The sequence below is a fragment of the Streptomyces sp. NBC_01471 genome (assembly GCF_041438865.1).
In the GTDB taxonomy this organism is placed as follows: domain Bacteria; phylum Actinomycetota; class Actinomycetes; order Streptomycetales; family Streptomycetaceae; genus Streptomyces.
Genome location: NZ_CP109450.1, coordinates 6,654,048 through 6,666,222, shown reverse-complemented (window position 1 = coordinate 6,666,222; position 12,175 = coordinate 6,654,048). Strand labels below are relative to the sequence as shown.

Sequence of the window (12,175 nt, the reverse complement as noted above, 5' to 3'; positions counted from 1 at the left end):
GGAATCCGGAACCATTCGCACGTCTGACCAATCCGTCGCCCCACCCGCTCCGAATGGCCAGCGAGAACCCGTATGCCGCCTGCCCGCACCGTGGAGGAATCTCGCGTGAAAGAAGCCGTGCACATCAGCGGAGCCGCTTCGGCGGGACCTGATCTGCAGCAATTGCTCGCCCTGGTCGCCCGCGGCGACCAAGACGCTTTCTCGCGTCTGTACGACTCCGTGTGCGGCCCCGTTCTCGGCCTGGTGCGCGCGGTGCTGCGCGATCCCGCGCAGTCGGAGGAGGTGGCCCAGGAAGTGCTCCTGGAGGTGTGGCGCAGCGCGGCACGCTTCCAGCCCGACCGGGGATCGGCGATGAACTGGGTCCTGATGCTCGCCCACCGCCGGGCAGTCGACCGGGTGCGCTCGGCCCAGGCAGCTTCGGACCGTGAGCACCGGGCCGCACTGCTCGACCGGACACCGGCGTTCGACGAGGTCGTCGAGCAGGTCGAGTCCCGGCTCGAACGGGAGCAGGTACGCCGCTGTCTGGGATCCCTGACAGAGGTGCAGCGCGAGTCGGTGACACTCGCGTACTACAGGGGCCTTGCCTACCGGGAAGTGGCCGAGCTGCTCTCCGTACCGCTCGGCACCATCAAGACTCGACTGCGCGACGGACTCATCCGGATGCGCGACTGCCTGGGGGTCAGCGCATGATGACAGCGGATCTGCACACGCTCACCGGCGCCTACGCACTCCACGCGCTGGAACCCGACGAGCGCGCCGAATTCGAGCAGCACCTCCAGGCGTGCCCCGCCTGCACTCAGGAGGTCCGTGAGCTGGTGGCGACGGCGGGCAGGCTGGCGCTCGCCGTCACGGTGACCCCGCCCCCCGCCCTCAAACAGGAGGTCCTGCGGAGGATCGCCACCGAGCGCCAGGACGCCCCGCTGCTGCCTCAGCAGCACCGCGGCGGTGGCGGCACCGTACGCGGCGGGCGTGCGCTCTCGCGCTTCGCGCTGGCGGCCTGTCTCGCCGCGGCCGTCGGTCTCGGCGGGGTCGCGGTGTGGCAGCACCAGGAGGCGGGTGACGCCAGGAACAGCGCGGCGCAGTCGCAGCAGCAGGCGCGGGCACTGGCCGCGGTGCTCGCCGCACCGGACGCCAAGGTCACGACGGGGAAGCTGAAGGGCGGGGCGACCGGCACGGTGGTCGTATCGCACAGCAAGGACAAGGCGGCGTTCCTCACCTCGGGGCTGGCGAAGCCGCCGGGCGGCAAGGTCTATCAGCTCTGGTTCAACGACAACGGAACGATGCGCTCCGCCGGTCTGCTGAATCCTTCGTCCTCGTCGGAGAGCGTGCTCATGAAGGGCTCCGTGGACGGCGCGGCGGGCATGGGGATCACGGTCGAACCGGCCGGTGGCTCGAAGGCGCCGACGACCGACCCGATCGCGCTGATGCAGTTCGCGACCTGACCGGGCGGTGCTGAAGACGTGAAGGGGGGAGCCCGGCCGGTCGGCCGTGCTCCCCCCTTCACGTTCCGCCGCTCCGGGCTCCCGTGTCAGCTCCGCTTCGGCGGCAGCGGGAAGAAACCACTGGTCCGCGCGGTGTACTCGGCGAAGCCCGGCCGGTCGGCCATGTGCCGCTCAAGCAGCCGCTTCCCGCTTCCGCCGATCAGCAGGAAGCTCATCACGAGCGGGCTCACCACGGTCGCGGCGGCCACCACCGGATCGTCGCAGACGAGCAGGAAGAGCCCCCACCAGACACAGAAGTCGCCGAAGTAGTTCGGGTGCCTGGTCCAGGACCAGAGGCCGCGGTCCATGATCCGCCCCCGGTGAGCCGGATCGGCCTTGAAGCGGGCCAGCTGCCAGTCCCCCACACCCTCGAAGAGCAGACCGGCCAGCCATACCGCGCAGCCCGCGTACCCGGCGGGCCCCATCGCCCCCGGCAGGTACTGCGCGGCCTGGACCGGCAGCGACACGAGCAGGACCAGCGCTCCCTGGAGCAGATAGACCATGCGCAGCGCGTACAGGTCCCGGTTGCCCGGGGCCTTGGCGAGCATCGCCTCGTAGCGTGCGTCCTCTCCGTGGCCGCGTCCGCGCCGCGCGATGTGGGCGCCGAGCCGCAGCCCCCAGATCACGGTCAGGGCGGTGACCACGAGCCGGCGTACCCCGTCGCCGCCCTCCCCCGCCGAGACGGCGTACGAGACGACCGCGACCGCAGCGAACGCCGGGCCCCAGGCGATGTCGACGATCCGGTGCAGTCCCTTCGCCACCGCGATGGCGAAGGTGAGCAGCATGACCGCGAGCGCGGCGGCGGCCGCCGCGCCGGCCCCCTGTCCGAAGGCGCCCCACGGATAGCCGCTCACCGGCGGGCGTCCTCGGCGTACCAGTCGTGCGGGGTGGCGGGCATCGCGCTGTCGCCGCTGTCGTCGGGCCGTACGGCGAGGATCTGGTCCACGCCCATCCGGCGCTCCTCGAACGCGAGCCGCCCGCCCACCAGATAGAGCCGCCACACCCGGGCGGTCTCCTCACCGACCAGGGCGCGGAACTCCTCCCAGCGCTCCTCCAGCGTCCGCTCCCAGGCGCCGACCGTCCGGGTGTAGTGCTCGCGGATCGACTCCACGGCCCGTACCTCAAGACCCGCGCCCTCAAGGAGCGAGACCGTCTCACCCAGCGGGCGCATGTGCATGTCGGGTGCGATGTACGCCTCGATGAAGGCGCCGCCGCCCGGGGCGACCGCGCCGCGGGACATCTGCTGGACCAGCACGCGGCCCGCCGGGCGGAGCATCCCGAACAGCGTGGCGGTGAAGCCGGGGTACTGCTCGTCGCCGACGTGCTCGCCCATCTCGATGGTGGACACAGCGTCGTAGTCGCCGCCCGTGATGTCGCGGTAGTCCGAGAGCCGGACCTCCACCAGGTCGGTCAGCCCGCGCTCCACCACCTGGCGCCTGACGTACTCCGCCTGCTCAGCGGCCAGGGTGACCGCGGTGACCTTCACCCGGTACTCCTGCGCCGCGTACAGGGTGAGCGATCCCCAGCCGCAGCCGATGTCGAGCAGCCGGGCACCGGGGGTCAGCGCCAGCTTGCGGCAGATCAGTTCCAGCTTGTCGCGCTGGGCGTCGGCCGCGCCGTACTCGGGCTTGTCGCTGGTCCAGTAGCCGCAGGAGTACGCCATCGTCTCGTCGAGCAGCAGGGCGTAGAAGTCGTTGGAGAGGTCGTAGTGGTGGCTGATGGCGGCCCGGTCGCGCGCCTTGCTGTGCAGCGCGCCGCGCAGCCTGGCCTGGGCGGCCGGCGGAGCCGGGCGCGGGCCGACGGCGCCGAGCCGCACCGCGGTGCGCAGCGCTCGTGCACGGTCGGCGACGGTGAGCCGCGGCGGGCGCAGCCCGCGGGCCCGGACCGCGCTCCACACGGTGCGCAGGCCGTCGGCGAGGTCGCCTTCGATGTCCAGTTCGCCGGTGACGTAGGCCTGGGCCAGGCCGAGTTCGTCCGGCTGCCACACCAGCCGGCGCAGTGCCCGGCGGGAGCGCAGGACCACGACGGGTGCGCCGTCGGGGCCCGCGGTGGAGCCGTCCCAGGCCCGCAGGCGCAGCGGAAGGCGGCCGCCGAGGAACTGTTCGGCCAGGGGGAACAGCTGCTGGGCGGCGCCGGTCCGGGTCTGAAGGCGCGTCATCGGGGGGTCTCCTCCTTGGCGAGCAGCAGTTGCTGCACATCGAGATAGCCGGAGCGGAAGCCCGCTTCGGAGTAGGCGAGGTAGAAGGTCCACAGCCGTCGGAAGGTCTGGTCGAAGCCGAGTGCCCCGACCTCGTCGGCCTGTTCCTCGAACCGTTCGCGCCAGAGTCTGAGGGTCTCGGCGTAGTGCGGTCCGAACTCCTCGCGCCGCCGGACGCGCAGCTCCGTGTGTTCGGTGGTGATCTGCTCGATCGCCTCGGTCGACGGCAGCAGACCACCGGGGAAGATGTACTTCTGGATCCAGGTGAAGGTGTCCTTGCTGGCCAGCATCCGCTCGTGCGGCATGGTGATCGCCTGGAGCGCGATCCTCCCGCCGGGCGCCAGCAGCCGGTCCAGGGTCGTGAAGTACTCGGGCCAGAACTCGGCGCCGACGGCCTCGATCATCTCGACGCTCACGATGGCGTCGTAACTGCCCTCCACCCGGCGGTAGTCGAGGATCTCCACCGAGACACTGTCCTCGTGCCCGGCGGCGCGGATGCGCTCCACGGCCAGCTCACGCTGCTCCCTGGAGAGCGTCACGGTGCGCACCCTGGCGCCGCGCGCCGCGGCCCGGACGGCCAGTTCGCCCCAGCCGGTGCCGATTTCGAGGAGTCGGGTGCCGGGGCCCACCCCGGCCTCGTCGAGCAGCCGGTCGATCTTGCGGTGCTGGGCGGCGGCCAGCAGCGACCGGTCGGCGGGGAAGCCGCGGAAGAGCGCCGCCGAGTAGGAGAGCGTCTCGTCGAGGAAGAGCGCGAACAGGTCGTTGGAGAGGTCGTAGTGGTGGCTGATGTTCTCGCGCGAGCCCTCGGGTGTGTTGCGCTGGGCCACCGGCTGCTTCCTGGCCCAGACGGTGCGCAGTCTCTGCAGCGGCGCGGGGATCAGGCTCGCGGCCCGTTCGGCCAGCACGGTCAGGACTCCGACCAGGTCGGCGGCCGCCCACTCGCCCGCCATCCAGGACTCGCCGAAGCCGATCAGCCCGCCCGCGCCGATCCGGCGGAAGAACGCCTCGGGATCCTGCACGTCGAGCAGCGGTCCCCCGAGTCCGAGTGTCTCGGCGCCCGCAAGGCGGACCCGCAGCGGAAGTCCGGCGAGCGCCCGGCGGACGATGCGTTCCGCGATGGCGGTGCGCAGCCAGGACGCGTCCGGGAGCCGGGCGACGTCCGGCCAGCGCTCGGCGTCGACCGCGGTGCGGGGCAGTGCTGTCGAGGGGGTGGCGGGCCCGGGAGATCCTGTGGATCCGGGAGACGCCGGGGAGACGGACACACTCACTTCACGCCCTCCTGGGGCAGATGACGGGGGCGGGGCTGGACGGGCAGCCCGCGCAGATACAGCCAGATGCCATGTACCCGGATCCCGAGGGAGAGGGCCATGGTCGACCACGGATGGCGGAGCGCCGACCGCAGCAGAACGGCCGGGGTGGCGGCCCGGCGTTCCCCCCGTACGGTCGCGGTGAACGGACGCGCGTCGTCGCGTTCCAGATGTACCGCGAGACTCAGCCGCTCGCCCGGTTCGGGCAGCCGCATCCGGTAGTCGCCGTCCACGGGGAAGAACGGCGATACGTAGAACTCCTTCGGTACGACGTCGCGGCCCGCCGGGTCGGGGCGCAGCAGATAGCAGTGCCGCTCGCCGTAGGTGTTGTGCACCTCGGCGACGACGCACAGCGGCCGGCCGTCCGCGTCACGGCACCAGTAGACGGTCAGCGGATTGAAGACGTGGCCGAACACCCGGGCGTGGGCGAGCATCAGGACGCTGCCGCCGCCGAGATCCACACCACGGGCGGCAAGGAACTTCTCCAGGCCCGCACGGATGGTCCGGTCGCCCCCGCCGAAGTGGTCGCGGGCGTCGAACCGGGCGAGGGGACGCAGCCCGCGCGGCAGCCGGGGCGGCGTGTCGGGGTCGATCAGCCACATATAGGTGTGGTGGTGCATGGTGTGCCGCTTCGGCGCGGTCCGCACGTGGGTGATCGTGGCCGGGTAGACGGCGTTCACCAGGTCACCCCCAGCGCCTGTGCGGCGACGGCGCCCGAACGGCAGCCGTCCTCGTGGAAACCCGAGCCGTGGTACGCCCCCGCGTAGGCGGTGACCGGGCCGCTCAGTGCGGGGAGCCGGCGCTGGGCGGCCACCGAATCGACGCTGAACACGGGGTGCTCGTACACCATGCGGTCGAGCACCCGGTCGTCGGCGATCCGGTCGGCGCCGTTCAGTGTGACGACATAGGTCTCCGGCGCGTCGAGGCGCTGGAGGCGGTTCATGTCGTAGCTGACCCGGACGCGGTCCGCACCGGCGGCGCACTGCGGCATCAGGTAGTTCCAGGAGGCGCGGGCCCGCGGGCTGCGCGGCAGGATCGCGGTGTCCGTGTGCAGCACGGTGGGATTGCGGGAGTAGCGGAAGGCTCCCAGGACGCTGCTCTCCTGCTCGGTCGGGTCGGCCAGCAGGGCGAGCGCCTGGTCGGGGTGGACGGCGATGACCACCGAGTCGTACCGCTCGGTCGTCCCGTCGTCCGTGGTGATCTCGACGCCGCCGGAGACGCGCCGCACGCTGCGGACCGGGGTCGAGGTGTGCAGCGCCGTGAGTTCCTTGCCGACCCGCTCGACGTACGTACGCGAACCGCCGGTCACCGTGCGCCAGGTCGGGGACCCGGTCACCGAGAGGAGACCGTGGTGTTCCAGGAAGCGGAAGAGCGGTCCTGCGGGGTGGCCCAGCGCGGTCACCGGGTCGCAGGACCAGACAGCTGAGACCAGCGGGGTCATGAAGTGCGCGGTGAAGTACGGCGAGAAGCCGCCTCGGGCGAGGAACTCCCCCAGCGTCAGTGTCTCCGCGCCTTCGCCGGCCGCCAGCAGTTTCCGGGCCAGGCGGTGGAAGCGCGGCACTTCGGCGAGCATCCGCAGATAGCGGCCGCGGAAGGCGTTGCGCGGCTGGGCGAGGAGCCCGGAGAGGCCGCGCGCACCGGCGTATTCGAGGCCGCACCCCTCGCACCGCACCGACATGCTCATCTCCGACTCCTGCGTCTCGACGCCGAGTTCGGCGAAGAGCCGCAGCAACTGCGGATAGGTGCGCTGGTTGTGGACGATGAACCCGGAGTCGACGGCGTGCACGCGGCCGTCGGCCGACGGTATGTCGTGGGTGTGCGCGTGGCCGCCGAGCCGGTCGTCCGCCTCGTACAGCGAGACCTCATGCGCGCGCCGCAGGACATGCGCGGCGGTCAGCCCCGCGATCCCGCTTCCCACCACGGCCGTCCGACGCCTCTGGTCCGCCATGCCGCTCCCTCCGGTAAGTGATGTCGGGCACCGCCCCTCACCAGGTATTCGCAGCCGGAGTCCACCCGGATTGGTCCGTCACACGATCGGATGACAGACCAATCCGCGACCGCACCTGGCCCGAATAGCCGACGTGAGTGCACTTCGGAGAGATGCGGCCGCACCGGGTTTTTGGACAGAACACCCGCTGCGCGACGCGCTGCGTGTCGGCGGCTCTCTCCGCTGGTGCCCCATCCCTTGCAGACGTTCTGAGCAACCCTTTCCATGAGGAGAACCCCATGCGCACCACCCGCTTCCCCCGCATCACGCTCGCCGTCGTCGGCGCGGTCGCCCTTCCCCTGGCGCTCTCGGCGTGCTCGTCCAACGACTCGAAGAAGGACGACTCGAAGGCGGACAAGCCCTCGGCGGCGGCGACCAAGTCGAACGCCATGGACACCAGCAAGCCGTTCGGCCCGGGCTGTGCCACGGTCCCCAAGAACGGTGCGGGAAGCTTCAACGGCATGGCCAAGGACCCGGTGGCCACCGCCGCTTCGAACAACCCGGCGCTGTCCACCCTGGTGACGGCCGTCAAGAAGGCCGGCCTGGTCGACACCCTGAACAACGCCAAGAACATCACCGTGTTCGCCCCGACCAACGACGCCTTCAACAAGATCCCGAAGGCCCAGCTGGACAAGGTCCTCAACGACAAGGCGATGCTCACCAAGATCCTCACGTACCACGTCGTCGGCCAGAAGCTCACGCCGAAGATGCTGGAGAACGGCAGCTACCCGACGCTGGAGAAGAGCAAGCTCACCACCTCGGGCTCCGGCGTCTCGTACAAGGTCAACAACGCCTCGAACGTGGTCTGCGGCAACGTCCCGACGGCCAACGCCACGGTGTACATCGTCGACTCGGTGCTGATGCCGAAGTAAGCGCATCGGAGCCGGTACACGCACCGCCTCAAGCGTCCCACGGCGCGGGCCGCCGCACATCTGCTGCGGCGGCCCGCGCCGTGCGCGGGCGCGGGGCGGGGCCACGGAGTGTCTGTATGGCGGGGCGGGGTGTGTGCCCTTCGCCCCGCCGCTCGTACCCTTGAGCCACGATGAGACGCAAGACTTCCCGGCTCCCGGGCCCCCTGCCCCAGCGCGAGGGCATCGACGCGGTACGGCTGAGGCTTCCCGTGGACGGAGTGTGGACCACCGTCAGGGAACATCTGGCGGAGCGGCTGCCGGGCGGTGCCGCCGAGGTCGACGCCATGCTGCGGGAGGGCGCGTTCGTCGGGGTGGACGGGCCGGTCCTGGCCGACACGCCGTATCTGCCGGGTGCCTCGGTCTGGTTCCACCGGGACTTCCCCGCTGAGGTGCCCGTGCCGTTCGAGATCGCTGTGCGCTACCGCGACGAACACATCGTCGTCGCGGACAAACCGCACTTCCTGGCCACCACCCCGCGGGGCAGGCACATCACCCAGACCGCGCTGGCACGGCTCCGCAGGGACCTCGGGCTGCCCGCACTGAGCCCCGCCCACCGGCTCGACCGGCTGACCGCTGGCCTCGTGCTGTTCTCGGTGCGGCCCGGGGAGCGCGGTGCGTACCAGACGCTGTTCCGCGACCGGAAGGTGCGCAAGGTGTACGAGGCCGTCGCCCCGTACCGGGCCGGTCTTGAACTGCCGCACGTCTCCCGCAGCCGCATCGAGAAGGTGCCGGGGATCGTCGCCGCCTTCGAGACACCCGGGGAACCGAACAGCGAGACGCGGATCGAGCTCGCCGGACAGAGGGGGGATCTCGCCCGCTACCGGCTCACCCCGGTCACCGGCCGTACGCACCAGCTGCGCGTCCATATGAACGCGCTGGGCGTCCCGCTCCTCGGCGACCCGTTCTTCCCGGTGGTCACCGACCCGCCACCGGACGACTTCCGCAGGCCGCTGCAACTGCTGGCCCGGGTACTGGAGTTCACCGATCCGGTCACCGGCGCCGAGCACCGCTTCGAGAGCGGGCGTTCGCTCCTGGCCTGGACGGCGTACGACGAGTGGGCGGCGGGCCGCTGAGCAGACGCGTACGGCCCCCGCAGGGAGCGATCCCTGCGGGGGCCGTACGGCCGTACCGCGTTGAGCGCGTCAGCCCACCGAGCTGTACGCGACCACGCCCCGCCGTACGGCGTCGACTGCCTTGCGGGCGTTGCGCGAGACCGTGCTGTTCTCGCCCGGCGCCGCCGCCGCGATCTGGCCGAGGACATCGATCACCTGCTTGCACCAGCGGACGAAGTCACCGGCCGGCATCTCGGCGTCGCGCAGCACCTCGTCGAGGCCCCGGCCGGATGCCCACTGGTAGGCAGCCCAGGCGAAGCCGAGGTCGGGCTCGCGCTGGCCCACGCCCTCCGTCTGGTTGATCTTGAAGTCCTCCTCCAGGGCGTCGAGCCTGCCCCAGATCCGGACCATCTCGCCCAGCGCGGTCTTCGCCGCACCGTCGGGGACCTTGGGCGCGACGGCGTCGTCGGACTGGCGCGCCTCGAAGACCAGCGCCGAGGCGCACGCGGCGAGTTCGGCGGGGCTGAGCCCTTCCCAGACACCGGCCCGCAGACACTCCGACGCCAGCAGGTCCAGCTCGCCGTAGAGCCGGGCGAGGCGCTTGCCGTGGACGGTCGACTCGTCGCCCCGGAGGTAGTCCAGCTCGGTCAGCAGGGCGTAGATCCGGTCGAAGGTGCGGGCGATGGTGTTGGTGCGGCCCTCGATCCGGCGCTCCAGCTGCCGGGTGTCACGCTGCAGACGGTGGTAGCGCTCGGCCCAGCGCGCGTGGTCCTCCCGCTCGTCGCAGCCGTGGCAGGGGTGCGCGCGCAGTTCGGTGCGCAGCCGGGCGATCTCCCGGTCGTCGGCGGCGGCGGCCCGCGGCTTGCGGTGCCGGTCCGGCACGATGTGCCCGGCCTTGGTGCGCAGCGCGGACGCCAGATCGCGCCTGGACTGGGGCGACTTGGCATTGAACGACTTCGGGATCCGCATCCGGTCCAGCGCCTCGACGGCCACCGGGAAGTCCATGGCGGCGAGCCGTTTGACCTGCCGCTCGGCGGTGAGCACCAGCGGCCGGGGCCCGTCGTACGCCTCGAAGCCCCGGTGCCCGTTGGCCCGGCCGGCCGGCAGTCCCGGGTCCAGGACCAGTGCGAGCCCGGCGAACTTGCCCGTCGGCACGTGGATGACATCGCCCGGCCTCAGCTTCTCCAGGGCGTCGGCGGCGGCGGCCCGCCGCTGCACGGCCCCCTGCTTGGCCAGCTCCGTCTCACGGTCCTTGAGATCGCGGCGCAGCCGTGCGTACTCCTCGAAGTCCCCGAGGTGGCAGGTCATGCCCTCGCGGTAGCCGGCGATGCCCTCCTCGTTCTTCTGCACCTGCTTGGAGATGCCGACGACCGACTTGTCGGCCTGGAACTGCGCGAAGGACGTTTCGAGCAGTTCCCGCGAGCGGTGCCGGCCGAACTGCTGCACCAGGTTGACGGCCATGTTGTACGAGGGCCGGAAGCTGGAGCGCAGCGGATAGGTACGGGTGCCGGCGAGGCCGGCGAGCGCGCCGGGATCCATGGCGCGCTGCCAGAGCACCACCGCGTGGCCCTCGACATCGATACCGCGCCGCCCGGCCCGGCCGGTCAGCTGGGTGTACTCGCCGGGGGTGATGTCGGCGTGCTGCTCGCCGTTCCACTTGACGAGCTTCTCCAGGACCACTGAGCGGGCGGGCATGTTGATGCCGAGCGCCAGGGTCTCCGTCGCGAACACGGCCTTGACGAGCCCGCGTACGAAGAGCTCCTCGACGACCTCCTTGAAGGTCGGCAGCATCCCGGCGTGGTGCGCGGCGATGCCCCGCTCCAGGCCTTCCAGCCACTCGTAGTACCCGAGGACGTGGAGGTCCTCGCGCGGGATGGCGGCGGTGCGCTCCTCGACGATCTCGCGGACCGTCTGACGTGCTTCCTCCGGGTTGAGCCGCAGCCCCGCGTAGAGGCACTGCTGGACCGCGGCCTCGCAGCCGGCCCTGCTGAAGATGAAGGTGATGGCGGGCAGCAGCCCCTCGGCGTCGAGCCGGGCGATGACCTCGGCCCTGCTCGGGGTCCAGATCCGGCTGCGGGAGCGGCGCTCGCGCTCGCGGTCCGCCTCGCGCACCATCTTGCCGCGGCGGCGGTCGCGCGGGTTGTACGTGCGCTGGTTCTCCTGCCGGGCCATCCGGAGCAGGTCGGGGTTGACCTCGCGCTTGGCGCCGCCCCGGCCGCCGTGGTCCGTCGACTCCTCGAAGAGGTCGTACATCCGGCGCCCGGCGAGCACGTGCTGCCAGAGCGGGACGGGCCGGTGCTCGGAGACGATCACTTCGGTGTCACCGCGCACGGTGTCCAGCCAGTCGCCGAACTCCTCGGCGTTGGACACGGTCGCCGAGAGCGACACCAGGGTCACCGAATCCGGCAGGTGGATGATCACCTCCTCCCACACGGCGCCGCGGAAGCGGTCGGAGAGGTAGTGCACCTCGTCCATCACCACATAGCCGAGCCCCAGGAGCGACTGGGAGCTCGCGTACAGCATGTTCCGCAGGACCTCGGTGGTCATGACGACCACCGGGGCGTCCGCGTTCACGCTGTTGTCACCGGTGAGCAGGCCGACCTTGTCCGCCCCGTACCGCTTCGCCAGGTCCGCGTACTTCTGGTTGGACAGGGCCTTGATCGGGGTGGTGTAGAAGCACTTGCGACCCTGCTCCAGGGCCAGGTGCACGGCGAACTCGCCGACGATCGTCTTTCCCGAACCGGTGGGTGCCGCGACGAGCACACCCTTGCCCGCCTCCAGGGCCCGGCACGCCTCGATCTGGAACGGATCGAGATCGAAGTCGTACATGCGGCGGAAGGGGGCCAGCGCGGCGGCCTCTTCGACAGCGCGGGTGCGGGCAGCTGCATAACGCTCAGCGGGCGAAAGGTCCTCGGTCATCTTGTCAACGAGCCTACCCGCCGCCTCCGACAGTCAGCACGATCTTTAGTCCCATGCGGGCGCAGACCTCCAGCGGCGTTCAGCAAGCCCGGGACGGGCGCGACGGGGGGAAAAGACGGATAAATCGGCTCCACAGTAACCAGCAAACGAAATAGCACACTGATCAGGAAAAATCAGCAGTCCACTCACAATGCCGAGGCGAAGCGTCAATAAATCTCCTTGACTCTCATTCGGGAGTCTGAATATATTCATCGAGCTCACGAACACACTGGGTGACGGTACGCGGACTCCGAGCCATCGTCGCTCACCAAGAGGGGGGAA

The 12,175-nt window shown here is 70.9% G+C and carries 10 protein-coding genes; 4 read left to right on the top strand and 6 right to left on the bottom strand.

Going from position 1 to position 12,175, the window contains the following annotated elements:
• The first annotated feature begins 105 nt into the window (after positions 1–105).
• Both OG285_RS29870 and OG285_RS29865 read left to right on the top strand, forming a co-directional pair.
• Positions 106–690: a sigma-70 family RNA polymerase sigma factor gene (locus tag OG285_RS29870; RefSeq protein ID WP_356829539.1), complete on the top strand. Its 585-nt coding sequence runs from the start codon at positions 106–108 to the stop codon at positions 688–690.
• Positions 687–1,442 carry an anti-sigma factor gene (locus OG285_RS29865; RefSeq protein ID WP_356829541.1) on the top strand — a complete coding sequence of 252 codons (756 nt, stop codon included), beginning with the start codon at positions 687–689 and terminating at the stop codon, positions 1,440–1,442. Before OG285_RS29870 ends, OG285_RS29865 begins: the two co-directional genes overlap by 4 nt.
• An 86-nt stretch (positions 1,443–1,528) precedes the next feature.
• Here the strand turns inward: OG285_RS29865 and OG285_RS29860 are convergent, their stop codons facing one another.
• From OG285_RS29860 to OG285_RS29840, 5 genes are all read right to left on the bottom strand, one after another.
• Positions 1,529–2,335, bottom strand: a complete 807-nt coding sequence (locus OG285_RS29860; RefSeq protein ID WP_371792719.1) for a DUF1295 domain-containing protein — start codon at positions 2,333–2,335, stop codon at positions 1,529–1,531.
• Entirely contained in the window at positions 2,332–3,639 is a 1,308-nt protein-coding gene (locus OG285_RS29855) for a class I SAM-dependent methyltransferase (protein ID WP_371792718.1), read from the bottom strand. The genes OG285_RS29860 and OG285_RS29855 overlap by 4 nt, the downstream gene beginning before the upstream one ends.
• On the bottom strand, positions 3,636–4,874 hold the full coding sequence (locus OG285_RS29850) for a class I SAM-dependent methyltransferase (protein ID WP_371793650.1): 1,239 nt from the start codon (positions 4,872–4,874) through the stop codon (positions 3,636–3,638). Before OG285_RS29850 ends, OG285_RS29855 begins: the two co-directional genes overlap by 4 nt.
• A gap of 68 nt (positions 4,875–4,942) precedes the next feature.
• The gene (locus OG285_RS29845; protein WP_371792717.1) at positions 4,943–5,665 is read right to left on the bottom strand and encodes a DUF1365 domain-containing protein; all 723 of its coding nucleotides are present in this window, start codon (positions 5,663–5,665) and stop codon (positions 4,943–4,945) included.
• Positions 5,662–6,933, bottom strand: a complete 1,272-nt coding sequence (locus OG285_RS29840) for an NAD(P)/FAD-dependent oxidoreductase (RefSeq protein ID WP_371792716.1) — start codon at positions 6,931–6,933, stop codon at positions 5,662–5,664. The genes OG285_RS29845 and OG285_RS29840 overlap by 4 nt, the downstream gene beginning before the upstream one ends.
• 278 nt (positions 6,934–7,211) lie before the next feature.
• On the opposite strand from OG285_RS29840, the gene OG285_RS29835 reads away from it, so the two are divergent.
• Together OG285_RS29835 and OG285_RS29830 are read left to right on the top strand one after the other, a co-directional pair.
• Entirely contained in the window at positions 7,212–7,844 is a 633-nt protein-coding gene (locus OG285_RS29835) for a fasciclin domain-containing protein (RefSeq protein WP_371792715.1), read from the top strand.
• A 170-nt stretch (positions 7,845–8,014) separates the two neighbouring features.
• Positions 8,015–8,956 (top strand): RluA family pseudouridine synthase, encoded by a 942-nt coding sequence (locus OG285_RS29830; protein WP_371792714.1) that lies wholly within the window; start codon positions 8,015–8,017, stop codon positions 8,954–8,956.
• 69 nt (positions 8,957–9,025) lie between these two features.
• Here the strand turns inward: OG285_RS29830 and OG285_RS29825 are convergent, their stop codons facing one another.
• Positions 9,026–11,854: a DEAD/DEAH box helicase gene (locus OG285_RS29825; RefSeq protein WP_371792713.1), complete on the bottom strand. Its 2,829-nt coding sequence runs from the start codon at positions 11,852–11,854 to the stop codon at positions 9,026–9,028.
• Positions 11,855–12,175 lie beyond the last annotated feature (321 nt).